General features: G+C 66.2%; 21 protein-coding genes and 1 tRNA gene. 10 read left to right on the forward strand and 12 right to left on the reverse strand.

What is annotated here, in order from left to right:
• Window positions 1–22: 22 nt before the first annotated feature.
• Window positions 23–367 carry an endonuclease domain-containing protein gene (locus VM780_RS04195; RefSeq protein ID WP_325445434.1) on the forward strand — a complete coding sequence of 115 codons (345 nt, stop codon included), beginning with the start codon at window positions 23–25 and terminating at the stop codon, window positions 365–367.
• 77 nt (window positions 368–444) lie between these two features.
• Here the strand turns inward: VM780_RS04195 and trpB are convergent, their stop codons facing one another.
• Both trpB and VM780_RS04205 read right to left on the reverse strand, forming a co-directional pair.
• Window positions 445–1,662, reverse strand: a complete 1,218-nt coding sequence (gene trpB / locus VM780_RS04200; RefSeq protein ID WP_325445436.1) for a tryptophan synthase subunit beta — start codon at window positions 1,660–1,662, stop codon at window positions 445–447.
• A gap of 5 nt (window positions 1,663–1,667) precedes the next feature.
• Window positions 1,668–2,330 carry a phosphoribosylanthranilate isomerase gene (locus VM780_RS04205; protein ID WP_325445438.1) on the reverse strand — a complete coding sequence of 221 codons (663 nt, stop codon included), beginning with the start codon at window positions 2,328–2,330 and terminating at the stop codon, window positions 1,668–1,670.
• A gap of 212 nt (window positions 2,331–2,542) precedes the next feature.
• Here VM780_RS04205 and cysP point away from each other — a divergent pair, with 212 nt between their 5' ends.
• The 3 genes from cysP to cysW all read left to right on the forward strand — a co-directional run bounded on the left by cysP (window position 2,543) and on the right by cysW (window position 5,348).
• A complete protein-coding gene (gene cysP, locus VM780_RS04210) occupies window positions 2,543–3,559 on the forward strand; it encodes a thiosulfate ABC transporter substrate-binding protein CysP (RefSeq protein ID WP_325445440.1) in 1,017 nt (338 codons plus the stop codon).
• A gap of 134 nt (window positions 3,560–3,693) precedes the next feature.
• On the forward strand, window positions 3,694–4,515 hold the full coding sequence (cysT, locus tag VM780_RS04215; RefSeq protein ID WP_325445442.1) for a sulfate ABC transporter permease subunit CysT: 822 nt from the start codon (window positions 3,694–3,696) through the stop codon (window positions 4,513–4,515).
• Window positions 4,512–5,348, forward strand: coding sequence for a sulfate ABC transporter permease subunit CysW (gene cysW / locus VM780_RS04220; RefSeq protein WP_325445444.1), 837 nt, complete (start codon window positions 4,512–4,514; stop codon window positions 5,346–5,348). Before cysT ends, cysW begins: the two co-directional genes overlap by 4 nt.
• Window positions 5,349–5,350: 2 nt before the next feature.
• On the opposite strand, the gene VM780_RS04225 is transcribed toward cysW, so the two are convergent.
• The 6 genes from VM780_RS04225 to aroA form a co-directional block, all read right to left on the reverse strand.
• Window positions 5,351–5,698, reverse strand: a complete 348-nt coding sequence (locus VM780_RS04225) for a LapA family protein (RefSeq protein WP_325445446.1) — start codon at window positions 5,696–5,698, stop codon at window positions 5,351–5,353.
• Complete coding sequence (ihfB, locus tag VM780_RS04230; RefSeq protein WP_325445582.1) at window positions 5,695–6,021, reverse strand: integration host factor subunit beta; 327 nt, start codon at window positions 6,019–6,021, stop codon at window positions 5,695–5,697. The genes VM780_RS04225 and ihfB overlap by 4 nt, the downstream gene beginning before the upstream one ends.
• Window positions 6,022–6,061: 40 nt before the next feature.
• Complete coding sequence (gene sppA / locus VM780_RS04235) at window positions 6,062–7,015, reverse strand: signal peptide peptidase SppA (protein ID WP_325445448.1); 954 nt, start codon at window positions 7,013–7,015, stop codon at window positions 6,062–6,064.
• 137 nt (window positions 7,016–7,152) lie between these two features.
• A complete protein-coding gene (gene rpsA / locus VM780_RS04240) occupies window positions 7,153–8,874 on the reverse strand; it encodes a 30S ribosomal protein S1 (RefSeq protein ID WP_325445450.1) in 1,722 nt (573 codons plus the stop codon).
• A 271-nt stretch (window positions 8,875–9,145) separates the two neighbouring features.
• Window positions 9,146–9,778 (reverse strand): d(CMP) kinase, encoded by a 633-nt coding sequence (locus VM780_RS04245; protein ID WP_325445452.1) that lies wholly within the window; start codon window positions 9,776–9,778, stop codon window positions 9,146–9,148.
• Complete coding sequence (aroA, locus tag VM780_RS04250; RefSeq protein ID WP_325445454.1) at window positions 9,775–11,130, reverse strand: 3-phosphoshikimate 1-carboxyvinyltransferase; 1,356 nt, start codon at window positions 11,128–11,130, stop codon at window positions 9,775–9,777. The genes VM780_RS04245 and aroA overlap by 4 nt, the downstream gene beginning before the upstream one ends.
• Before the next feature lie 129 nt (window positions 11,131–11,259).
• Between aroA and VM780_RS04255 the strand changes: the two genes are divergently transcribed.
• Both VM780_RS04255 and VM780_RS04260 read left to right on the forward strand, forming a co-directional pair.
• Window positions 11,260–11,688 carry a TIGR02300 family protein gene (locus tag VM780_RS04255; RefSeq protein WP_325445456.1) on the forward strand — a complete coding sequence of 143 codons (429 nt, stop codon included), beginning with the start codon at window positions 11,260–11,262 and terminating at the stop codon, window positions 11,686–11,688.
• Between the two features lie 149 nt (window positions 11,689–11,837).
• Window positions 11,838–11,913: transfer RNA gene (locus tag VM780_RS04260), tRNA-Ala, on the forward strand.
• Between the two features lie 259 nt (window positions 11,914–12,172).
• On the opposite strand, the gene VM780_RS04265 is transcribed toward VM780_RS04260, so the two are convergent.
• The 4 genes from VM780_RS04265 to VM780_RS04280 form a co-directional block, all read right to left on the reverse strand.
• Entirely contained in the window at window positions 12,173–13,726 is a 1,554-nt protein-coding gene (locus tag VM780_RS04265; protein ID WP_325445458.1) for a recombinase family protein, read from the reverse strand.
• Complete coding sequence (locus VM780_RS04270; protein WP_325445460.1) at window positions 13,723–14,166, reverse strand: DUF2924 domain-containing protein; 444 nt, start codon at window positions 14,164–14,166, stop codon at window positions 13,723–13,725. Before VM780_RS04270 ends, VM780_RS04265 begins: the two co-directional genes overlap by 4 nt.
• A 17-nt stretch (window positions 14,167–14,183) precedes the next feature.
• The gene (locus VM780_RS04275; RefSeq protein WP_325445462.1) at window positions 14,184–14,729 is read right to left on the reverse strand and encodes a DUF3489 domain-containing protein; all 546 of its coding nucleotides are present in this window, start codon (window positions 14,727–14,729) and stop codon (window positions 14,184–14,186) included.
• Between the two features lie 118 nt (window positions 14,730–14,847).
• Window positions 14,848–15,084 carry a hypothetical protein gene (locus tag VM780_RS04280; protein WP_325445464.1) on the reverse strand — a complete coding sequence of 79 codons (237 nt, stop codon included), beginning with the start codon at window positions 15,082–15,084 and terminating at the stop codon, window positions 14,848–14,850.
• Window positions 15,085–15,614: 530 nt separating this feature from the next.
• Between VM780_RS04280 and VM780_RS04285 the strand changes: the two genes are divergently transcribed.
• From VM780_RS04285 to VM780_RS04300, 4 genes are all read left to right on the forward strand, one after another.
• Window positions 15,615–16,877, forward strand: a complete 1,263-nt coding sequence (locus tag VM780_RS04285; RefSeq protein ID WP_325445466.1) for an SIR2 family protein — start codon at window positions 15,615–15,617, stop codon at window positions 16,875–16,877.
• On the forward strand, window positions 16,874–18,715 hold the full coding sequence (locus VM780_RS04290) for an ATP-binding protein (protein WP_325445468.1): 1,842 nt from the start codon (window positions 16,874–16,876) through the stop codon (window positions 18,713–18,715). Before VM780_RS04285 ends, VM780_RS04290 begins: the two co-directional genes overlap by 4 nt.
• 440 nt (window positions 18,716–19,155) lie before the next feature.
• Window positions 19,156–23,385: a hypothetical protein gene (locus tag VM780_RS04295; protein WP_325445470.1), complete on the forward strand. Its 4,230-nt coding sequence runs from the start codon at window positions 19,156–19,158 to the stop codon at window positions 23,383–23,385.
• Window positions 23,357–25,240, forward strand: a complete 1,884-nt coding sequence (locus VM780_RS04300) for a hypothetical protein (RefSeq protein ID WP_325445472.1) — start codon at window positions 23,357–23,359, stop codon at window positions 25,238–25,240. Before VM780_RS04295 ends, VM780_RS04300 begins: the two co-directional genes overlap by 29 nt.
• The last annotated feature ends 11 nt before the right edge of the window (window positions 25,241–25,251 follow it).

A 25,251-nucleotide genomic window follows, 5' to 3' on the forward strand; every position in this document is an offset into this window, starting at 1 on the left:
GCGAAGCGAGCGGGTGAGGGGGATGAGCGGCTTCCATAACAGGGCGCGAGCGCTGCGGGCGCGGGAGACAAGCGCCGAGGCGCGGCTGTGGCAGGCGCTCCGCGGCCGCAGACTGGCAGGCTGGAAATTCCGGCGACAGCATCCGATCGATCGCTACGTCGTCGACTTCGTAACCCTTCCGGGCAAGCTCGTGATCGAGGTTGATGGCGTGACGCATGGCGGCGGGGCGGAGATTACGCGGGACGCGGCGCGAGCGGACGCACTCGAGCGCCTTGGATTTATGGTGATCCGCGTCACGAACGTCGATGTCTACGAAAACCTGGACGGCGTGCTGGAGGCGATCGTAGCTCAGCTTTCGGGACGCTGAGGCCCCCTCACCCGCCGCTGCGCGGCGACCTCTCCCCGCCGGGGAGAGGTGAAGAGCCGCGACCGATTCTGCTCGGCTCACAGGCTGGTTCCCAGAAGCTCGGCGACCTGGGGGACGTCCTTGTCGCCGCGGCCGGAGAGGTTGACGACCATCAGATGGTCCTTCGGCAGGCCGGGCGCGAGTTCGAGCACCTTGGCGATGGCGTGGGCGCTTTCGAGCGCCGGGATGATGCCCTCGAGCTTGGACAGGACCTGGAACGCGTTCACGGCCTCGTCGTCGGTCGCCGAGAGATATTTCACCCGGCCGACATCGTTGAGCCAGGCGTGCTCCGGGCCGATGCCGGGATAATCGAGGCCGGCGGAGATCGAATGGCCCTCCTCGATCTGGCCGTCCTGGTCCATCAGCAGATAGGTGCGGTTGCCGTGCAGCACGCCGGGCGCGCCGCCGGCGATCGACGCCGCGTTGAGCCCCGACAGGCCGTGGCCCGCGGCCTCGACGCCGTAGATCGCGACTTCCGGATCGTCCAGGAAGTGGTGGAACAGGCCGAGCGCGTTCGAGCCCCCGCCGACGCACGCGATCAGGCTGTCGGGAAGCCGACCTTCCATCTCCTGCATCTGCGCGCGGGTCTCGACGCCGATCACCGACTGGAAGTCGCGCACCATCGCCGGATAAGGGTGCGGACCCGCCACCGTGCCGATGCAGTAGAAGGTGTCGGCGACGTTGGTCACCCAATCGCGGAGCGCCTCGTTCATGGCGTCCTTGAGCGTCTTGGCCCCGGACTGCACCGGCACGACCGTCGCCCCCAGCATCTTCATGCGGAACACGTTGGGCGCCTGCCGCGCGACGTCGACCGCGCCCATGAACACCACGCAGTCGAGCCCGAAGCGCGCGCAAAGCGTCGCGGTCGCGACGCCATGCTGGCCGGCGCCGGTCTCGGCGATGACCCGCTTCTTGCCCATGCGGCGCGCGAGCAGGATCTGCCCGAGCACGTTGTTCACCTTGTGGGAGCCGGTGTGGTTCAGATCCTCGCGCTTGAGATAGACCTTCGCGCCGCCGAGATGCTCGGTGAGGCGCTCGGCGAAATAGAGCGGGCTCGGCCGACCGATATAATGCGTGCGGTAGGACGCCATCTCGGCGTGGAACACCGGATCCTGCTTGGCGGCCTCGTACTCCCGCTCGAGATCGAGGATCAGCGGCATCAGCGTCTCGGCGACGAAACGGCCGCCGAAGATGCCGAAGCGCCCGCGCTCGTCGGGCCCGTTCCGGAACGAATTCGGCTGCGGCTGCGCAGTCAAGACGATCACCTTTCGCTGGACGGGATGGCGGCCGACCGCGCGCGCGCCACGAAGGCGGCGATCAGATCCGGATCCTTTACGCCGGGCGCGCGCTCGACGCCCGAAGACACGTCGACCGCAGACGCCCTCGTGGTCCGAACGGCCTCGGCCACGCTCTCCGGCGTAAGGCCTCCGGAAAGCACGAAGGGTCGCTTGGGGTCAAGGTCGGCGAGCAGGCGCCAGTCGAAGGCGACGCCGTTGCCGCCGGGCAGATCGGCGCCCGGGGCAGGCCTGGCGTCGAACAGCACCCGGTCGGCGACGCTCCAATAGGGCTCCGCCAGCGCGAGATCCTCGGCTCCGCCGATCGGCACGGCCTTCCAGACCTCGCGGCCGAAAATCAGCCGCAGCGCCCGCACGCGCTCCGGGCTCTCCTGACCATGTAGTTGCAGCACGTCCGCCATGGTGGCGGCGACCAGCTCCGCGATCAGGTCATCCTCCGCGTCCACCGTGAGCAGCGCCACCCGGGCCCGGCCGCGCGCCTGTGCGGCGAGCGTCGCCGCCTGTTCGACCGAGACATGGCGCGGGCTTTTCGGGAACGACACCAGCCCGACGAGATCCGCGCCCGCATCGAGCGCAGCGTCGAGCGTCCGAGGCTCCGACAGCCCGCAGATCTTGATCTCGAGAGACATCGCCCGCTCCGGCTCCTTCGCGGGTTCGCTTCGCATGACGCGCCGCGGAGGTCCAACGCGAAATGCGTTCTTCGCGCCGACGAGCTCGTTAATACACAAATTATATGTGCATCACATTAAATTCGACATTCAGGATGTACATCTGTACACCGGAGCCGCGGGCGGTCGCCCGCGCCGTCGCGCATCCGCGGCGGCCGTTTCGGAGCCGCATCATGTCCGCCTTGTTCGTCCGCCGCGCCGTTCTCGCGCTTGGCCTGCTCGGCCTCACCACGTCGCCCGTCTGGGCCGCCGAGCCCAACACCCTGCTCAATGTCTCCTATGACATCGGCCGCGAGCTCTACGCCGCGATCGACAAGCAATTCTCGGCGGATCTGAAGGCCAAGGACGGCCGCGACGTCACGGTCAACCAGAGCCACGCCGGCACCTCCAAGCAGGCGCGCGCCATCCTCGAAGGCCTCGAGGCCGACGTCGTCACCTTCAACCAGGAGCTGGACGTCCAGATCCTCGCCGACAAAGGCGGCTTGGTCGCGGCGGACTGGAAGAGCAAGTTCCCGAACAACGCCTCGCCCTACTACTCGCTGCCCGCCTTCGTGGTGCGGGCCGGCAACCCGAAGAACGTGAAGAACTGGGACGATCTGGTCCGCGACGACGTCAAGGTGGTGTTCCCTAACCCCAAGACCTCCGGCAACGCCCGTTACACCTACCTCGCCGCCTACGCCTTCGCGCTGAAGCAGAATGGCGGCGACGAGGCCAAGGCCGACGCCTTCGTGAAGAAGCTGCTCGCGAACGTGCCGGTGTTCGACACCGGCGGGCGCGGCTCGACGACGACCTTCGTGGAGCGCGGCATCGGCGACGTGCTAGTGACCTTCGAGGCCGAGACTGCGGCGGTGAAGAAGGAGTACGGCGCCGACAAGGTCGACGTCGTGGTGCCGCCGGTCAGCCTGCTCGCCGAATTCCCGGTCGCGATTGTGGACAAGGTGGTCGACCGCCGCGGCAGCCGGGCGCTGGCGACCGAATATCTCAACTATCTCTACAGCCCCAAGGGCCAGGAGATCATCGCCTCGTTCAACAACCGCGTGCAGGATCCGAAGATCATGGAGGCGAACAAGGATCGCTTCCCGAAGGTCGAGCTGCTGACCGTCGATGACGTCTTCGGCGGCTGGAAGAAGGCCAGCGAGACCCACTTCGCGTCCGGCGGCAAGCTCGACCAGGTGTTCGTGGGCCGCTGAGCCCTCCATCCTGACGCGTCGCCCGGGACGCGGACCCAAGGGTCGCGATCCGGGAGCGCGTTGCGTATAAGGCGTCTCCCGCCGACGATCCCGGCGCGGCCGCAGGGCCGTCCGGGACGACGCCTTGAGTCCTCATGCCCCGCTCTCCCCTCCCCGGCTTCCGTCTCGCGCTCGGCCTGACGCTCGCTTATCTGGGCGTGATCGTGCTGCTGCCGCTCGCGGCGCTCGTGCTCGAAACCCGGGGCATGGGCGCGGCGCGCTTCATCACCGTCGTCACCGGCGACCGGGCGCTCGCCGCCTTCCGCGTCACCATTCTCACAGCGCTCGCCGCCACCGCGCTCAACGCCGTGCTGGGCCTCGCGCTCGCCTGGGCGCTGGTCCGCTATGAGTTCCCCGGCAAGCGGCTGCTCGACGCGCTGGTCGACGTGCCGTTTGCGCTGCCGACCGCGGTGGCCGGCGTCGCCCTCACGGCGCTGTTCGCCGGCAATGGCTGGTACGGCTCGTTGCTGGAGCCGCTGGGCATAAAAGTCGCCTATGCGCCGCTCGGCATCGTGGTCGCGATGGCGTTCACGAGCCTGCCCTTCGTGGTGCGGTCGGTCCAGCCGGTGCTGCAGGACATCACCGGCGACTATGAGGAGGCCGCCGAGACGCTCGGCGCGGGCTCCTGGCGGATTTTCCGCAGCGTGCTGTTTCCGGAGATTTTCCCGGCCTTCCTGGCCGGCTGCAGCCTCGCCTTCGCGCGCTCGCTCGGCGAATTCGGCGCAGTGATCTTCATCGCCGGCAATCAGCCGTTCCGCACCGAGATCGCTGCGCTGCTCGTGTTCATCCGGCTCGAGGAATACGACTACCAGGCCGCCGCCGCGATCGCGACCGTGATGCTGGCCGCCGCCTTCGTCATGCTGCTGATCACCAACGCCATCCAGCTTTGGCGGCTGCGTTATGCGAGGGCGTCATGAGCGTCGAACGGCGCCGGCGAGTCGGCGACTCGCTGCTGGCCCGCACGCTGATCATCGGTTTCGCCGTGCTGGTCGCGGCGCTGCTGATCGGCGGCCCCCTGGCGGTGATCTTCAGCGAGGCGCTCCGGGTCGGTCTTGGCGCCTATGCGGCCAATCTCTCAGCTCCCGACACGCGCCACGCCATCCTTCTGACGGTCGCGACCGCGCTCGTCGCCGTGCCGATCAACACCGCCTTCGGGATCGCGGCCGCCTGGGCGATCGCCAAATTCGAGTTCCGCGGCAAGGGGCTCCTCATCGCGCTGGTCGAACTGCCGTTCTCGGTGTCGCCCATCGTCGCCGGCGTCGCCTATCTGTTCGTCTATGGCGCGCAGGGCTGGCTCGGACCCTGGCTGCTCGACCACGGGATCAAGGTCATGTTCGCCTATCCGGCAATCGTGCTGGCGAGCCTGTTCGTCACCGCGCCGTTCGTGGCGCGCGAGATCCTGCCGTTGATGCAGGCGCAGGGGTCGGCCGAGGAAGAAGCGGCGCTGACGCTCGGCGCGTCAGGCTGGCGGACGCTGTGGAGCGTCACACTGCCGAACATCCGCTGGGCGCTGCTCTACGGCGTGGTGCTCACCAACGCCCGGGTGATGGGCGAGTTCGGCGCGGTCTCGGTGGTGTCGGGCAACATTCGCGGCGTGACCAACACCCTGCCGCTGCAGATCGAGCTGCTCTACCAGGATTACAACTCGGCCGGCGCCTTCGCGGCCGCGACCGTGCTGGCCGCGATCGCGCTGCTCACCATCGTGGCGAAGATCATCGTCGAACGGAACGAGCCGGCGCGAGCCGGCTGAGCTCAGGCCGCGCGCTGCGGCGCCGGCAGGGCGGCGCGCGCCATCGAGGCCTCGCGACGGGCCGCCTCGCGCTCATTCTCGAGCCGCGACACCTCGGAGCGCCGGCGGCGCGCCTCGCGGCGCCACTTGCCCTGCCGGCTCCAGGAGGCGACGCCGCCCACCAGGACGCCGATCATCAGCGAGATCAGGATCACCGCGAACAGCGGCAGGGTGACCGAGAGCACAGGCGCGTCCGGCGAAAACGGATCGAAGCCGACCACCACAGCCTGCCGGTTCGCAACCGCGAACAGCACGATGACGAGAGCGAGCGGAATCCCGATCAGCCCGGCGAGAAAACGGCGGAACGTCATGCGCTGGCGCCCTCGGCCTCGTCCTTGTTCAGACGCACGCGCATCTCCTTGCCGGTTTTGAAGAACGGCACGACCTTGCCGTCGACCGGAACGTGCTCTCCGGTCCTCGGGTTCCGGCCGAGGCGCGCAGGCCGCGCCTTGACCGAGAACGCGCCGAAGCCGCGCAGCTCCACCCGGTCGCCGCGCGCCAGCGCGTCGGCGATGCCGTCAAGTATAGCGTTGACGATATTCTCGACATCGCGCTGGTAGAGATGCGGGTTCATCTCGGCGATGCGGGTAACGAGTTCCGACTTGATCATTGTTCCCTCCGACCCAGACCGGATTGCTCTCAAGAAGACACGTTTTCTACAGGATTAATGATTATTAAGAAGGTTGCCAGATGGCGAGAAGACCGTCAAGAACGGCGCCCTCGCCATTCCGGCGGAGCGCATTCGCAAGTGAATTCAGTCCCAAGGCGTCCGCCATCGCCGCGGCCGCGCCGCTGACGCCGAACACGCCAAAACCGCTCGATTTCGGCTTCCACTCCCGCACCGGCAGCGAGGTGTCGACGCCCTTGCCGCCGAGCCAGGCGATCGCCTCCTGCTCGCCGCCGATCTCGTCGATGAGCTTCAGCCCGAGCGCCTGCCGGCCGGTGAAGACGCGGCCGTCGGAGACGTTCGCGAGCGCCGCCGGGTCAAGCCCGCGCCGCTCCTGCACGATGCCCTTAAACCAGGCGAAGCTGTCGAGGATCAGCGCCTCGATCGCCTTGCGGGCCTCGGGGCTCGTCGGCTCGAGACCGCTCGGCGACGCCTTGAGCGGCGACGACTTCACGCTTTCGACCTCGACGCCGATGTTCTTCAGCAGGCCGGTGAAATTCGGGTACTGCGCGAGCACGCCGATCGATCCGGTGATCGAGGTCTTGTGCGCCACGATGTGGTCGGCGGCGAGCGCCGCGATGTAGCCGCCCGACGCCGCGAGCGAGCCGACCACCGCCGCGACCGGCCGATCCTTGGCGATCGTGCGCACCGCCTCGTAGATCTCCTCCGAGGCGGTCACGCCGCCGCCCGGGCTGTCGATCATCAGCAGCACGCCCTTGGCGTCGCTCTTGGCGATGTCCTTGAGCAGCTTCTGACGCTTCTCGTCGTCGAGGATGACGCCCGAGATGCTGACCTTGGCGATGTGCGGCCCACGCGGACCCTCAGGGCCGGACCTGTCGCGAACCGCGAGAGCCGCGACGATGATCAGCGCGCCGACCAGCGCCACCGCTCCGACCCGCCAGAAGGCGAGCCGCCGCCGCAACGCCCGCCGCTCCAGGATCGCGTCGGTGTCGAGTGCCATGGGATGCAGGCTCTGAAAAAAAGCGCGCCGCCCGATGCGGCGCTGATCGTGAGCCGATGGCCTAACATGAGAAAGGCCCGCGCGGAACCTCCGCGCGGGCCTTCAAAGTCAGTCGGCTTACGCCGCGAAGCGGAGGATCACTCCTCCGCGCCGCCCTCGGTGCGCTTGCGCAGGGCCGCGCCCAGGATGTCGCCGAGCGACGCCCCGGAGTCGGACGAACCGTACTGCGCGACGGCCTCCTTCTCCTCGGCAATCTCGAGCGCCTTGATCGACAGGGCGACCTTGTGGGCCTTCTTGTCGAACTGGGTGATGCGGGCGTCGAACTTCTGCCCGACCGAGAACCGCTCCGGCCGCTGGTCCGCGCGGTCGCGGGCGAGGTCGGCGCGGCGGATGAACGCGGTGAGCTCGGTGTCGACGATCTTGACCTCGAGGCCGCCCTCCTTGACCTCGGTCACCTCGCAGGTGACGACCGAGCCCTTGCGCATTTCGCCGGTGGTGTCGACGAACGGATCGCCGCCGAGCTGCTTCACGCCGAGCGAGATGCGCTCCTTCTCGACGTCGACGTCGAGAACCTGGGCGCGGACGATGTCGCCCTTCTTGAACTCCTCGATGACGAGCTCGCCGGCGCGGTTCCAGTCGAGATCCGACAGGTGGACCATGCCGTCGACGTCGCCGTCGAGGCCCAGGAACAGGCCGAACTCGGTCTTGTTCTTGACCTCGCCCTCGACCTCGGAGCCGACCGGGTGGTTCTCGAGGAACGCCTCCCAAGGGTTCTGCATGGTCTGCTTGAGACCGAGCGAGATGCGGCGCTTCACCGGATCGACCTCGAGCACCATCACCTCGACCTCCTGGGAGGTGGCGACGATCTTGCCCGGGTGCACGTTCTTCTTGGTCCACGACATCTCGGAGACGTGGATCAGGCCTTCGATGCCCGGCTCGAGCTCCACGAACGCGCCGTAGTCGGTGATATTCGTGACGCGGCCCGTGAAGCGGGCGCCGGCCGGGTACTTGGCCTCGATGCCCTGCCACGGATCGTCGAGCAGCTGCTTCATGCCCAGCGAGATGCGGTGCGTCTCGTGGTTGATCTTGATGATCTTCACCTTCACCTGCTGGCCGATCTGCAGCAGTTCGGTCGGGTGATTGACGCGCCGCCAGGCGATGTCGGTGACATGCAGCAGGCCGTCGATGCCGCCGAGGTCCACGAACGCGCCGTAGTCGGTGATGTTCTTGACGACGCCCTCGATGACCTGGCCCTCTTCGAGGTTCTGGACCAGCTCCTGGCGCATCTCGGCGCGGGACTCTTCAAGAACGGTGCGGCGCGACACGACGATGTTGCCGCGGCGGCGATCCATCTTGAGGATCTGGAACGGCTGCGGCGTGCCCATCAGCGGGCCGACGTCGCGCACCGGACGGATGTCGACCTGGCTGCGCGGCAGGAAGGCGGTCGCGCCCTCGAGGTCGACCGTGAAGCCGCCCTTGACCTGGTTGAAGATGACGCCTTCGACCTTCTGGTTCTCGTTGAAGGCGACCTCGAGCTTGACCCAGCTCTCCTCGCGGCGCGCCTTGTCGCGCGACAGCACGGCTTCGCCGAGCGCGTTCTCGACGCGCTCGAGATAGACCTCGACCACGTCCCCGACCTTGAGCGGGCTCTCGCGGCCCTGGCCGCCGAATTCCTTGATGGCGACGCGGCCTTCGGTCTTCAGGCCGACGTCGATGACGGCCATGTCCTTCTCGATCGCGGTGACGGTGCCCTTGACGACCGAGCCTTCGGCGACGTCGTGCTTGTCGAAGGACTCTTCCAGCATCGCAGCGAAATCATCGCGCGACGGGTTGGCTGCAGCTGCGGCGGTGGCGTTCATTCAATCTCCTGCCCGTCTTCGGGCTTATCGGCGCCGGCGTTGGCGTTGAACGGGATTCCGGCGCGATCGCCGCGCCTGATGGCCGCCCCGGCTTAGGGGCGGGCCGGCGCTCGACGACGCAGCAACCGCGAAGAATCCACCGGAGGCCATGGCGGCCGGGAAACGCGAAAAGCGCGCGTGAGGCGCGCCCGTTCGTCGGTCCCGACCCGAGGCCGTCCGGATGCGCGCGTCGTTACCAGATCAGGCTTTCCGGCGCAACGGCCGGCGGCCGTCAGCCAGCGGTCGCCATCCGCCGTTCGACCACGGCGACCGCCGCTGCGAAGGTCGCGTCCGCGTCGAGCGTCGTGGTGTCGACCAGCACGGCGTCCTCCGCGGGCCTGAGCGGCGCCGTGGCGCGGTTCATGTCGCGCTCGTCGCGCGCCTTTATGTCGAGCAGGATCGCCGCCTCGTCGACCGGCTCGCCGGCCCTGGTGAGCTCGAGCGCCCGCCGCCGGGCGCGCTCCTCGGCGGAGGCTATCACGAACAGCTTCACGTCGGCGTCGGGACAGATCACGGTCCCGATGTCGCGGCCGTCGATCACGGCTCCGGGCGGTTCGGACGCGAAACGGCGCTGGAAGTCGAGCAGCGCGGCCCGCACCTCCGGCACCGCGGAGACGATTGAGGCGCCCTCCCCGGTGCGCCGGCTGCGCAGCGCCGGGTCGCCGAAGCCGGCCGGATCGATCTCGCGCGCCGCCCTGGCGGCGGCCGCCGGATCCGCGAGGTCGAGGCCGAGATCGATCATCCGCTGCGCGACCGCGCGGTAGAGCACGCCGGAATCGAGGTGTTTCAGCCGGTAGCGCTCGGCGAGCCGGCGCGCGAGCGTGCCCTTGCCGGAGGCCGCCGGACCGTCGATCGCAATGATCATGCCCCGTCCCCCAGATGGATCTCCGCGCCGAGCTCGCGCATCAACGGCCCGAAGGCCGGGAAACTCGTCGCGATCATCGCCGCGTCGTCGACCGTGACGGGCTTCTCCGCCCCGAGACCCATGACAAGAAAGCTCATCGCGATTCGGTGGTCGAGATGGGTCGCGATCGCCGGGCCGCCGCCCGGGACGCCGCCGCGGCCGACGACCACCAGGTCGTCGCCCTCGACCCGCGCCTCCACCCCGCAGGCGGCAAGGCCGGCATGAACCGCGGCGAGCCGGTCGCTCTCCTTCACCCGCAGCTCGTGCAGGCCGCGCATCCGGGTCTCGCCCGAGGAGTAGGCCGCCGCGACCGCCAGGATCGGATATTCGTCGATCATCGAGGGCGCGCGCTCGGGCGGGACGTCGACGCCCGACAGCGGGCCGCCGCGCGCGACCAGATCGGCCACCTCCTCGCCGCCCTCCTCGCGCGGGTTCTCGAGGCGGATGTCGGCGCCCATCTCGAGCAGCGTCGTCAGCAGGCCCGACCGCAGCGGGTTGGTCATCACGCCCTCGAGCGTGACTTCGGACCCCGGAACGACGAGCGCGGCGACGAGCGGGAACGCCGCGGAGGACGGATCGGCCGGGACCACGATCTCGACCGCCGACAGCTCCGGCTCGCCCTTGAGGGCGACGCGCCGGCCATGCGCGCCCCAGGGCTCGACCGCGACCTCCGCGCCGAACGCGCGCAGCATCCGCTCGGTATGGTCGCGGGTCGCCTCGCGCTCCAGCACCACGGTCTCGCCCGGCGCGTTCAGCCCCGCGAGCAGCACAGCGGATTTCACCTGCGCGGACGGGACGGGGCTTTCATATTCGATCGGCAGCGCCCGTTCGGCGCCGCGCAGCGTCAGCGGCAGCCTGCCGCCTTCCGCACATGAGACGACCGTCGCGCCCATCCGCTCGAGCGGATCGAGGATGCGCCGCATCGGCCGCGAGCGCAGCGACGCGTCGCCATCAAAGGTCGCCTCGATCGGGTGACCGGCCACCACGCCCATCATCAGGCGCGAGCCGGTGCCGGCGTTGCCGAAGTCGAGCGGCGCTTCCGGCGCGCCAAGACCCCCGACGCCGACGCCCTGGACCCGCCAGCGGCCCTGCCCGACACGTTCGACCCCGGCGCCAAGCGCCCGGCAGGCGCGCGCGGTGGCCAGCACGTCCTCGCCCTCGAGCAGCCCTTCGATCCGCGTCTCCCCGACCGCGAGCAGGCCGAGGATGAGCGACCGGTGCGAGATCGACTTGTCGCCCGGGACCCGGATCCGGCCCCTGAGCGAAGGCGAGCGGCTGGCGTGCGCGGAAACGGCGGCGGAGGCTGAGGACACGGGACCGGAAGCGCTTCGTCTTGCGGCGCGGCGAGGCGCGCACGGGCGGATTGGCTGCGGATTGGCTCTTGACAGTCCGGTCCCGTCACGTCAATCCACCGCCTCGCTTCGACAGCCCGGAATGACGCTTTGGCCAAGCCTGAACTCGGCGTGAAACGGACCTGCCCGTCCTGCAGCGCCAAATATTACGACCTGATGCGCGACCCTCCGGTGTGCCCGAAATGCGGCGCCACCTTCGTCGCCACGGTGATCATGTCGAGCGCCGCGGTGGCCCGGGCCGCCAAGGCCGACGCCGCCCGCAACAAGGCGGCGGTCGTCGACGAGGAGGAGGACGTCGAGAAGCTCGACGCCGACGAGGACATCGACGCGATCTCGTTGGAGGACGCCGACGAGGAGGCCTCCGCGACGGAGAAGGTCGCGACGTCCGAGGACGACGACGAGGTCGAGATCGATTCCGGGGACGACGAGCCGGACGAGACCTTCCTCGAGCCGGACGAGGACAGCGACGACGACATGACGGACATCATCGGCGACCGCGAAAAAGACGACGAGGCTTGAACGGCGCGCCGAAACGTGATGAGAGATGCGCCGCGCCGGCCTAGCCGACGCAGCGACTGGCCGGAGCGATCCGGCGAAGCGCCTTTCCAGGAGGCGCGAGACGTCCGGCCGAAGGCGATCCCAACGCCCGCCTTCGACCGCACCCCGGTGGGGCCATAGCTCAGTTGGGAGAGCGCTTGAATGGCATTCAAGAGGTCGGCGGTTCGATTCCGCCTGGCTCCACCAGACACTTTCTGAAAACTCGGGATATTCCAGGCCGCACGGATAGTGCCGCCTTTTCCGTGGCTTAGCTGCCGGGTGCGCCCCTCCGGCTGTCTCTGACCTCGGCTGAGCGGTTCAATAGGCCGCGCAAGCGCCTCCCGTCTCCGCACTCCGAGAGCAATGTCGTACGGCGCGAGCGATGCACTCGCGGCGTCATCGGAGCGCGCGGCCGACCGCCAGCCGCAGAGCTTATCCACAACGCGATCGTGGAAGGATTCGAGGCTCAGGCTGAGGGCTGCTCGAGCCCGATCATCCGCCACTGCGCGGACCACAGCATCGGGGCGTCGGCGAGCGCCTTCGCGGTGACGCCGCGCGGCAGACAACCATCAGCAATGGCCTTCACGAGGTCCGGCGCGAGGAAGGCGTAGTCGATCATCCGCTCGACGTGCCGCCGGCTGCAGCCATGTTTTGCGGCGAGCTGATCCAGATCGACCGATAGCCCGCGCGCGAGCTCCACGATGCATTGGCGTCCGAGCGCGATGCACCTCAGCAGGACCGCGCGCGCCTCGGCTTTCATCGGACGAGCAGCTGCGTCCGTAAGGCCCATGATGCCTCGCCCGCTCGATCGTTTGGGTGACGCGATTCGAATCACATCCCCATCAGTGAGCTGGAGCTCGATGGCATCACTAGAGAGGCTGGCTCGGCTCAGATGTTCGTCGATCAGCGTGCGGTCATCAGCGCCCGACGATGATCTCGCACGAAGCGCCGCGATGACGGCGCTGTCGATCGCCGGCGCCGAGATGCGCTTGACCGATCCCGCGTCGGCTCCCCTGCCCTGCGCCACGACGCAGGAGACATAGTAGCGATACCGGATCCCCTTCTTGTTGGTGACGCTCGGCGTCATCGGGTTTCTGCGATCGTCGAACAGCCGGCCGAGCAGCAGTGCGCTCAAGCTCGCCCGCTGCGTCCGAGTGTTATTCCGATTCTCGGCAAGCCTGGCGGCGACTGCGGCGAACAGCTCCGCCGACACGATCGCGGGATGCTCGGCCGGATAGCTCAGGCCCTTATGGTTGATCTCGCCGAGGTAGACCCGGTTCGCCAGCAGATGCGCGAGCGGTCCGTTGGTAAGAGGCACGCCGCCGATCGTTCTGCCTGAGGCGAGACTGCGCGCGCGGGTGACGACGCCCCTCTCCCGAAGCTCCCGCTGCAGCGCTGAGAGTGACCCCAGCGCAAGATACCGCTCGAAGATCAGCCGGACGGTGGCGGCTTCGTCCTCGGCGATGACCAGCTTCTTCGCCTCAACGCGATAGCCGAGCGGCACGACCCCGCCCACCCAGATGCCGCGCTTCTTCGACGCCGCGATCTTGTCCCGGATGCGCTCGCCCGTGACCTCCCGCTCAAACTGGGCGAAGGATAGCAGCATGTTGAGCGTCAGCCGCCCCATGCTGGTCGTGGTGTTGAACGACTGCGTCACCGACACGAATGACACGCCGTTTGCGTCGAACAGCTCCACGAGCTTGGCAAAGTCGGCGAGCGAGCGGGTCATGCGATCGACCTTGTAGACGACGATCACGTCGACGCTGCGCGATCGCACCAGATCAAGCAGCCGCTGAAGCGCAGGACGCTCCATCGAGCCACCTGAGAAGCCGCCGTCTGAAAACACGCCGTTCCTGATGAGCTTCCATCCCTCGCCGGCCTGGCTGCGGACATAAGCCTCCGCCGCCTCCCGCTGCGCATCGAGCGAGTTGAAGTCCTGCTCGAGACGGTGGTCGGTGGAGACGCGGGTGTAGACCGCGCAGCGGCGTGTGTTACTGGTGCTCGCCGAAGCGCGGCTCACGCCGCTTTCTCTCTGTCGCGCAGTCCGAAGAAGCGCGGCCCGTTCCAGCGGACTCCGGTGATCGCCCGCGCCACCTCGGACAGGCTGCGGTAGGTCGAGCCGTTCCAAGCGTAGCCATCCGTCATGTGCATGACGTGATGGACCCGACCTTCCCACTCGCGGACGAAGATCGCCCCCTGCCCTGCCCGCGCCTTATCGGGCAGCGGCAGGGTCTTCGCTCCCGCAAGATTGCGATCCGAAGCGACGCGATCGAGGAACCGCGCCGTGTCCGCATCGAGGTCGCCGAAGACTTCCGCTTGCAGCCGATAAGCCAGCATCTTCAGCAGCAGCAATTTCTGGACGCCGGCTGGCGCAGCGCGGCCGGTCACGCTGCGCCACCGCGCCTTCAGCGTTGCTAAGTCGAGCTCGCTTAGACGAGCCAGCTCGACTTCGATCTTCACGGGATCGCCGCGCATGGTCACGGGGCCGAGGCCTGAGCCGCTGCCGTGATGGAGTAGCGACGCTCGCCCTCGTCCGGCTTTTCGGAGGTGAGATCAAAACCCTTCTTGCGCAGGCCGCTCAGCACCGCTCGCGTCGTGTGCGGCAGCCAGCCGGTGGCGTCGATCAGGTCGCCTAGGGTGGCCCCGCCCGGCCGCGCCAGCAGATTGATCACGATCGCCTGCTTGGTGCCGGAGCGGACGGAGTCGATCCGAGCGACGGCGGGCGGAGCCTCCTCCTCAGCAGCCTCTTCGTACTCGGCCCCGATCGCGGCATAGCCGAGCCTGGTGAGCTTCAGTCCGACGGGTCTCCCATTCTCGTCCTGCCGCCAGTGCGGCTGCCGGCGCTGGACGACGAACTCCGCCAGCAGATCCTTGCGCAGCAGCGCCGCGATGGTCCGCGCGACCGAGGGATGCGCGTCGGTAAGGACCACGAGGCTGTCCTCGCGCTGGGATGCGGCGGACAGCAGGACGAGCTGCGCGTCGGTAAGCTTGATGGTGCATGCGGACGAGGTTGCGTTAGTCATGAGACCTTCTCCTTCATCATTGAAGGCGGCGATCGGTCGCCGCCACTGACGCGACCCCGCGAGCGCGGGGCTAGGAGAAGACGCCGGAGAAGCCCGGCCTGCCGGTCGCTAGGTGGATTTAAGCTTCCTTCTCGCTCTTCTCTCTCCGCCTGCTGGCGCTCCTGAGGAGGCTGGCGCTCTGCATCAGGTGGTTTGCCTCATAGAGCAGCGGCTCGATGTCGTAAGCGATGTCCATCGCCTCGTCGAAGCGCCCGAGCTTCAACAGTTCCTGCGCGCCGCGCGCTCGCTCGCCGCTCTCCACCACCCGGTGCATCATCGCCTGCAGGCAGACCTTCCCGAGCTTCTTCGACGACACGCCCAAACCTCCCTCAACGACGTCGACACTGACGCTCTGTTCGGCGGGGAAGTGAAGTCGTTTCTGGCGGCACTCGGAGGACTCTTAGATGACGCCTGAGGCCCTGGCGCGAAGCTCCTCACCGAAGGAGAACAGCCGAATCATGACCATAGCAGGCGCCCGGGACGTCCGAAGTCAGGCCGCGGTCGCCATCTGCTAATTTCGCGTTTCAGCCGCCAAGCGGCTTTCGGCGACTGGCTACGCCTGACCCACAAGTGACCTTTAGAAGGTCCGGTGTTGGGCACGGAGCAGCCAGCTTAGCCGGACCTGGTGCGGCTCTGCCTCTTCTTCTCCTCCTTCGGAGCGGTCGTTTTCCGGGGTTTGGCTCTGCAAATGAAGGGTCCGCCGTAGTTGGTGAACTTAACGCTGTCGGTCACCTTTCCGGGGGGAGGTGAGCCCGGAAAAATGCACGTTGGAGTTCAAGGTCGTGCTTGTATCGATAGCATGCTCAGTCGAGCATATGACCTTCGGCCCGAGTGTGAAGGTACGAGATGACGACGGACTTCGATGCAGCGGTCGAGGATGTGACGGCACACCTCACCTCGGAGCGTCAGGCTTGGCTCTTTGGCGCCGGCATCAGCTGCCGCTCAGGTCTCCCACTGATGTATCCGCTCACCGAACTGGTTGCGGCGAATTATGCAGATGCGGGTGCAGATCATCATGCGCTTTTCGCGTCACTGAGGTCGAGCCTGCCTGACGAGGCTCATATCGAACACGTGCTCAGCCACCTCGGTGACTTCATCGCTCTGGCGGAAAGGTCGAGGGACCAAACGGTCACTATCGACGGAGCGGGCTATGGGGTGGAGACGCTGCGGGGGCTGCACGGCGGAATTCGTGATGCGATCCGCGACGTGATCCAGCGTGGCTATTTGCCTGGAGAGGGCGGCGAAGCTCCGAAGGTCGCCGAAGAAGGGCAGCATGTCGTGAAGGTCGAGCACCATCGCAACTTTTTGAGAACCCTTTTTGCAGCTCGCGATAAGGTGGGCCGGCCCCTGCGTCCCGTGCATTTCTTCACCCTGAACTATGATACGCTTATCGAGGATGCGCTGGCCTTGGAGCGGATCAGTTTCGCCGATGGGTTCAGCGGCGGGGCGATGGCCTATTGGGCACCCGAAACAGCCTATGCGGAAAATGGCGCCGGCGGGCGTGTGGCCGCTCACTTGATCAAGCTACACGGCTCGATTGACTGGCACGCCGAAGGCAACGGATCGGTGATCCGCTGTCGTGAGGGGTGCAGCTATCCCGATCGAGCCGGCAACGTCCTGATCTATCCGCAAGCTACCAAATACGTGGCCACCCAGCGCGACCCTTTCGCCTCACTGTTCGAGAAGCTGCGCGAGGCACTGCGTTCGCCCCAGCCGATGGTCTTTGCGATCTGCGGCTACAGCTTTGGCGACGAACACGTCGACCTCCAGATCGAGGAGGCCATGGCCAAGCCCGACTGCAAGACGGTCCTGGTGGCGTTTGTCCGTGAGCAGGAAAAGGCGGCAGCATCTCAACTACCGGAGAGGCTCGCCGATTGGATGGCGAACAAACCTTGGGCCAACCGAATCTTCGTCTTAACCGACAAAGGCCTCTACCACGGCAGCACCACGAACCTCGCTCACGAGGCCGAAACGCATGATTGGTGGACCTTCGAGGGAGTGACAAAGTTCCTCAGCGACGGCCCACGGCAGGCGGAAGACAATGTCGTGGCTTTCCCCACACCCATCACGGACGTAGAGGGTGCAACTGCTGTAGACGGTGCCGAATGAGGCCCTTCGACGTCGTTCCCGATCTTAGGATCGGCTCAATCATTGAGGTTTCTGGAACGGCCGCCCGTGTCGAACTCGATGGCGGCATCACCGAACTTAACCGCACCTACGAAGGTCGGGTTTATGCGGTCGGTCAGATCGCCAGCGTCGTGAAGGTTCATTTCGGCAGGCGAATTCTTTTCGCCTATGTCCGGCTTCTACGGATGCGGTCCGACATGCAGCTCGAAGGCGGTGGCCCTCCGGTGCCGCCCGAGCGCGACCAGCGGATCATGGAGATCGATCTATTCGGCGAGGGCGTCTGGCACGCCAATCAGGGCAACTTGCAGTTCGGTCGTGGCGTGACGACCTATCCCTTGCCCCTCCAAGGGGTCTACCTGATGTCGCATCAGGAGGTGCAGGCCCTCTTCACCGCTGCAGAACAGCAGCGTGGGGACGGCGAGGACCCCATGGTTGAGATCGGCCGCTACGTAGGCGCCGAAGCCGCCGTCGCTCGCGCCAACATCAACAAGATGTTCGGCCAGCACTGCGCCATTCTGGGGTCCACGGGCTCCGGTAAGTCCGCGACGGTCGCGGCTCTGCTCCACGGATTGCTCAACCAACCCATCGAGGGCGGCACATGGCGTCCACGTATCGTGGTGATCGATCCCCATGGTGAGTACGCCAAGGCCTTTGGAGACCGTGCGACTGTTTATAGGGCCTATGACTCCAGCGCCGGAGGCGAAGAAGCTGCCCGGCCAATCCTTCGGCTGCCGTATTGGCTGATGACCGGCGATGAGTTCCGCTCGCTAGTCATTGGCAAGACCGAAGAGGAAGCCACGTCTCAGAACAACATAGTCTACAAGGCGCTTGCCCATGCTCGCATGGTCCATCTGAAGCTCATCGAAGCCGCAAAAAGCTGGATCAATCAGACCACGGACAAGGCGCCGGACGATCCGCGTCCGATCAAGCAAGAAGACGCCGGAAGGGTCGCCGCATTTGACCGAGATTTGCCTTTCCCGTTCTCGCTCGACGAATTCGTCGCTCACATCTTCGAAGAGCAGGGCGTGACCACGGATGCAAAGGGCGTAATCAAACGTAAGTCGGCCACGGATTCCAAATCGCATCGCTCGATTTTGGACAAGCTGAACGTCCTACGCGCTGATCCACGGCTCTCGTTCCTGCTCAAGAATTACGCCGAGGGCGACGCCGAGCTTTCTGAGATCATTGCGCAGTTCGTCGGGCAGGATGCAGCGAACGAGCGGAAGGACATCAGGATTGTTGATATTTCCGGCCTCCCAAACGAGGTCGCCGGCCCGCTCGCGGCGGTCATCGCCAGGCTGCTTTTCCAATTCAAAGTCTGGCAGACGCGCGAGGAGCGAGAACGCGATCCCGTGCTCCTCGTTTGCGAAGAGGCGCACCGCTACGTGCCCAACCACGGGCAGGCGGAGTACGAGGCCGCTCAGGTGGCCATTCGGCGTCTTGCGCGTGAAGGCCGTAAGTACGGGCTCGGTCTCATGCTGGTCTCACAACGCCCAGCGGATGTCGAGAGCACGGTTCTCTCCCAGTGCAACAGCTGGGTGATCCTTCGCCTCACCAATTCCGCCGACCAGGAGCACGTCGGGCGCTTCCTACCTGATAGTCTTGCTGGCCTGACCAAGCTGCTGCCATCACTCGTGCGGCGGGAGGCCGTCTTTGTCGGTGAAGCTGCCGCTATTCCCGCAAGGATCAAGATCCGCGAACTCAGCGAGCAACAGCTTCCCGACTCGAATGACATCAAGTTCGCCGATGGTTGGGCCAAGCCGCCCATTCAACGCTCAGACATTGAGGCCGTCGTCAAACGGTGGCGTCGTGAGGCTTAGCAACGCCAGCCCCCTCGCGCTGGATCACCCGCAAACCGTCCTCAATATTCGCTGCGAAGTTCGCGCAGTTCCACTTCGAAGGAGCTCGGCGAGCGTTCCGGTTATGACGCCTCGAGATCGGACGCTGCGTACGATCTCGGCCCGCGCCTGGCTTTGGGACAAGTTTGTCGTGCGGTCGGCCAAGGCAGAAGACTCGCTCGCTCAACCCGATGCGAGGCACGGCAAAAGCCTTATCCGGGACGGTTGGATCGCCAGGACGCACTTGCGGAAGCGTGCGCGGTCCCGCCGGCGAGCTCGTACATCTCGAAGATCTCGTGCTTGTCGGATCTGGGCCCGCGGGAGGCGACCGGACTATCGCGCTACCGCGGCTGCGCGCTTTAGGCGGGTGGGCCTGGATGTCTTCGTATAGCAACGTCCGCATCTCTTGGACGACGAACGACATGGAGTTCGAACGTCAGTGCTGCGTCCTGTTCTCAGACTGGCTGGACGACCCGTCCGCGCACCGTTTCAGCACGACCGGTGCGAAACAGGACGGCGTCGACATACTGTGCCGGCGCGGCAGGGATCCCGACCGCCTCGTCGGCGTTCAATGCAAGCTGCGCTCCACGTACGGTAAGCTCACGGTCACCGATCTCCGCAAGGACGTCGCCGACGCGCTGAAGTTCAAACCGCTCCTGCGGGAATATTTCTATGTCACGACCCTGACGACGGTCGGAGACCTCCAGCAGGAGGCGGCGGCGCTCGCCCAGCAGCAGGCGGCCGCCGGACGCCAGATCGACATCACGGTCTGGGGCGAAACAGTCCTGAGCGATGAAATCCACCGCTCTGAGAAAGCGATGGAGGCCTTTGACCCGGGGGCGAGCCCGGCGCTCAAGCGCAACACCGAAACTCTGCTGAAAGTCAGCGGCGAGCTGAGCGAATTCGCCGACGCCCGACGCTCGATCGAAGCCGAGGTGACACGGCTAAGCTCCGAGCGCAGCGCTGTGCCTGCCCATCGGGCCGACCGACTCCTCGCGGAAGACCTCTCAAGGGTGATGCGCCGCCGATGCTTCACGGAGGCCGACACCGCCAAAGAGCTGGAGGCGCTGGCGGACAGCGTGACCGACGGCGAGTTTCGACTTGCGGCCTCCGAGCGCCGAGCCGAGGTTTGTGACCGAGCCGCGCGCGCTGTCGCGCTCGTCCAACCGGACAAGGCGCGAGAATGGAGAGCGCGCGCCGCTCAGCTCGATCCGACCCATGACCTGACTATCGTCGACGCGCTCCTGCTCGAAGCGGCAGGCGACGGAGACGGAGCGCTCCGAGCGCTGCGCGAGAAAGACGATCCGGAAACGCGGACCGCGCTCCTTCTGGCGATCCGTCGGCTCAGAGGCTCGGCGCAGGCGCTGTCATGGGCGTCCTTGGAAGAACTTGGCCCCACCGACTTCAACCCGATCGGAAGTTTCCAGCTGGTCTCATGCGCCTTGGACACGAACGACTTCGGCGCTGCGACCAGCTTTCTCCACCAAACGCCGCCGCAGCATTTCGTCAACCTTCCCGTTCTGGATATGCTGAAGGCACAGATCGACGTCGCCGGGCTTGCGCCAGAAGCGCGGCGGCTCGACCTCATGCGGGCGTTGCCGCTCGACCCGCAGGGCGTCCCGCTGGCCGAGAGCTTGGCGGCTCAACGAGTCGCCGAGCAAGCGATTGACGACTTCGGCCGGTTGGCCGGAACGTTCGAGGACCTCGGGCTGGCCGAACAGCAGCAATTCGCGCTCGAGTTCCGGTTGTGGCTCCAGCTGAAAAACAGCGCCACTCGGGCGGAGGCGATCAAACAGCTGAAGTCCGAAATCGCCGATCCGAAACTGACGGCCCGTCGGGTGCGGCTTGCGATCGGCTACAATGTCCCATTCGACCGCGCCGCGCTGGCGCGGTCTTTGAAGCGCAAGAAGGAGCTTGGCGGCTGGCGTCCGGAGGAACGTTTCGCAGCGTTCATGATCGCGTTGGCGAGCGACAACCCGCGTGCGGTCGGCGAATTCATCGCGGCCAATCGTGACGAACTCTTCAGCGCGCCCGACTTCGAAGCCGGCGGCCTCGTCGATCTCGAGGTCCGATCTCTCGCCGCGGCCGGCGACATCACGGGCGCCCGCCGAGCGCTCGACGCCTTCGTCGGGAGCAAGATCGACGAGGCGAGCGCCAGGTCGCTGCGCGAGGATCTCGACGCGCTTGAGACCGGGCGGCAGCTGGAGGTCGCGCGTCTTCGGTACGAAGCTTCGCCCGATCACGACAATCTGCGCCTCCTCGTCGCGCTCTACGCGCGCGAGGGAGACCAGCGCGGGCTGGCGACCTACGCGGCGGAGCTCGCCAAGCAGACCGGCACGCTCGACGATCTGCAGCTCGCGCTGAGCGCGCTGCAAGGGCTCAACGACAACGCCGGCATGGCGCGGCTTCTGCGCGCGTTGCCAGACCTGGTGGCGCGCGACGATCAGCTGCGCGCGCTCGAGGGCTGGTCGCTCAGCCGGTCTGGGCAGGTGATGGAAGCGGCCCCAATCGCCCGAGAGCTGTTGAAGAAGCGCGGACTTCCTCAGGATTTCGAGCTTGCCGTTCGGGTCGCGATCGAAACCGGCGATTGGGATTTCCTGCAGAGCCTGCTGGATCAGGCTCAAGGAAAGATCGCGGCCTTTTCGGCTCATGATCTGATGCGCTTTGCACGGCTGGCCTTCGAGGTCGGCAGCCGCTCCGTCCAAACGTTTCGGGACGCGGCGCTCGCCGCGGCGCCAGACGATCCGAGGATCAATCTTGAAGCCCATATGCTGGCCCTGGATGCCGGCGACGAAAAGCTTGAATCGAAGGCCGGAGACTGGCTGAAGCGCGCGGCCGAGACTTCGGGCCCTGACGGGCCCGTCCGGATCGTCAAACTGGCGGACGTCGCGGATCAGTTCGCCAGCCGCAGCCAAGCCATGAATGAGATGGATAGCGGCCTGCGTAAGGGGGAGCTGCCTCTCATCATGGTCGCCGAGGCGCTCGGACGCGAGTTCACCGGTATGTTTCTCGGCCAAGCGATCCAGAACGCCGACCCGAGCGTCTCCGGCGTCGCTTATCCGGTCCTCGCTTTTTCAGGGGCCCACGTTCCGGCCCAGCTCGATCCGTCCCAGACGGTCGGCCTTGACGTCAGTTCGATACTGACGCTCGGCTTCCTCGGCCGCTTGAGCGATGCGATCGATCGCTTCGACGCTCTCGTGATCTCACCTCACACCCTGGCCTACCTGTTCGCCGAACGCCGCTTTCTTCGCGTTCAGCAACCGTCGCTCGTTAACCGCGCCAAACGTGTGCAGGCGCTGATCGCCTCGGGCGCGCTAAAGACCGTCCCGACGCGTTTCGGCGCGCCGAAAATTCAGGAAGTCGGCGAGGAACTCGCGTCCTTGCTAGCGCATGCGGCTGAGACCGGAGGCGTCGTCGCTCGCCCCGCGCCGGTGCCGCGGATCGGAACGCTTTCCGAAGACAATGCGGACCTCGGCGAGATGGAGGCGCGGCTCGCCGACTTGAACGCCGTTCTAGCCTTCCTGAAGGCCAAGGGTCAGCTCGGCGCGAGCTCCGAAGCGTCCGCCGGTGCCTATGTCACGCAAGTCGACGTCGGATGGACCTCAGGCTCCGTCATATCCGCGGACAGGCCTGTCTATCTCGACAGTCTGACGATCAGCTATCTCAGCTTCCTCGATCTCCTCGAGCCCCTGGCTCGCGTCGCGCCCGTTCTCTACGTCCATGAGTCGGTGGCTGCGGATTCATCTGGCTGGATCCGCGGCGAACGGCATGCCGCCGAGCTCGATACGCTGATCGAGGGGATCCGCGTGAGCCTGCGCCGCGGGCTGATGTCCGGCAAGGTCCGATTCAGCGCGCGGAGGCCGCCGGATGCCGGCGACCGGCGTGGGAGGGGCGGCCAGATGCCGACTCTTGACCTCCTGTCGGACCTCGAAGGCGTGGACGTCGTTTCCGTCGACGATCGGTTCTTCAATCGGGCGCCGAGCTGGGACGACTCTCGCGGTCATCTTGCGAGCGTCGCCAACACGCTCGATGTCCTCGTCGCTTTAAACGCAAACGGCGACGATCGGACCGTCGACATCTGGGAAGAGCTTCATCGGCTGCGGGCCGCCGGCTTCTTCGCCGTGCCGGTCACGAGCGTCGAGATCGTCCATCGGCTATTGGCCGCCACTCATGAGACCGGCCGGGTGCTTCCCACCCCGGAGCTGCAGTCGATCCGCGACAGCATCGATCTTCCCAACATCCGCAATGTCGACGTCGCGGGCGACGCGCCGTGGTTTAATCGGGTTCGGCTCGAACTGCTTCGCGCGATCGCGACGATCTGGGAGCAAGACGCAGACGTCGCGACGAAACGCGCCCGGGCCGACTGGGCGCTCAGCGCGCTGCCCAATCCTCTCCTTTGGCGTTTGATCGACGACGACGACGCCTCTTTCGCTCTTGCGCGTCAGCAGGCTGTTTCGCAGGCCGCGATGCTGATCGCCGGCTCCGTTAACAAGGGTCGAGCGGCCGCCGACTACAAGGCATGGCTAGAAGAAGATTTCATTCCTTACTTCACGCAGTCCGATCCGGAGCTATGGGATCAAATAATCGAAGATCTGAAATCTTTTGTGGCTCGAGTGATCGACGATGAAGAAGAAAATTCCGCCGAACCTTAGGTCGGTCCTCTTCTATCACGTGGTAGACCGTTTGCCGCCTTCGGCATCGCAACCGGTCGCGAAGGATCGCGCGCTTGCCGAACTGGTTGGAGCGGACGTCGCCCTGACCGCGCCCCTTAGCGCTGAACGATCTGTCGTCATTTCCAGTCTGACGGCGGCAGTGCGTGCCGCGCTGGCCGGCGCGCGCGTCGCAAAGCTTACCTTCGCGGACGGAAGAGAACTCGAATGCGCTGTCGAGCTTAACGAGAAGGGTGACGCCTCGTTCACGCTGCCTGAGGGGACTTTTCGGTACGTCAGCGCCGATCTCCACTCCTCCGACGCTCACGTAAGACGTCGCCGGCTCGAAACGATGTTCGCCGAGGCCCCACTTGCCGCAGGCGAGGAACTGGCCTGGCTCGCGCTGTCCGACAGCCGCACCTTGGACGATCGCGAGATCAGCGACATCTTCGGAAGCGTCGGCGACACGCCCGAGGCGTTGGCCGACGCGATCGCAGCGTCGCGAAAGCTCGACGTCGACAACCTGATGCCGGACGGTCGGCTCTACTACGACCGTCTTGTCGCTCCCTTCCAGCTCGATGCGCCGTTTCGCGGCTACGTTGCGGGTGCCCTGGCCGACTTTCGCGCGTCCCAGCTCTCCCGGCATCCCGAGAGAGCCCTGCGGCGCATCGCGTTCTCCGGCCTGACGCGATCTCTCGCACCGTTCGAACTTCTGGAGAACATCGAGGACGCCTCGATCGAGGGGCTTCTGAAGGCTGAAGACCCTTACAGCCTCCTCTTCGGATTTCACCTTGTAAGCGTGCGTGCGGACAGATCCGGAATGGTCGCCCTGGGTGAAGCCTTTCTCGAAAAGCTGTTCCTGGATCCGGTTCGATCCCTTGGAAGGCGGCAACTCTTCACCGGCTGCGCGGCGATAAGTCTGGCTTGGGCGCGCCGAAAAGCGCGAGCCGGGGACGCCCCTGCGTACTGGGTCCGGCTCGCCGCTCTCGCCCACGCGGGCGTCCTGACGGACGCGCGGATCGAGGCGACGGATCCGGAAGCGTTCGCTCAGTGGGCGATCGAGAATTTCGGCGTCGAGCAGCTCTGGGCGACATCGATGGAACGTCAGGAAGCGCCCCGATGGTCTCCCGAACTTCTGTCTGAAGTCCACCTCCGTGCAGACCTCAATGCGCAAGCGATGCTCGCGATTCAGAATATGCCGTCCGGCGGACAGGTGGCCTCATGGTCCAAGATCGTAGAGGGCGAAGCTGTGTCGGACCTCGCAAGCCGTCCGTTGGGCCTTCTCATCTATCCAGGTCCGTTAGACGACTTCGGCCCTCCGCTGAACGCCGTCGAGCTCGCCGAATGGGAAACCCCTCCGGGGGGCGCAACGACGCTTCTCGGATTGCTCGACGCGCTGCCGTTCTGCGCCAAGATTGGCCAACCGAGTGCCGCGACCATTGATCGGTTGATCGGCATTCTCACCGCCGAACGCGACTTCGTGCCGGACGATTTAGACCGCTATCTGACGGCGCTGAACGCCGTCGCCGACATGAGCGCCGCGGGACGCTCAGTTCGCCTCAGCGACGCGGTGCTCGACCGCTGCACAACTCTGATCCGCCAGAAAGACGCGCAAGAGCGAATTCCCTACCTGCTCAGCATCGCCGTCACCGCCTGCTCAGCGTGCGAAGACCGCAAAGCGTACCGGGATCGCTTCGGCGCGTTTTTCACGAGCACGGCCTTTCGCCTGGACGACGAGACCGACCTAAGCACGCTCCGCCAGATCATCGACCATATGCTTGTTGCGGAACGCCGGATGGCGCCCGAGCTAGGACGCGCCCGATTGATCGCCGCCTACAAGCTGAGGCGCGCGCCCTGAACGCTGTTCTT

Source organism: Hansschlegelia sp., from assembly GCF_035538955.1.
GTDB lineage: Bacteria > Pseudomonadota > Alphaproteobacteria > Rhizobiales > Methylopilaceae > Methylopila.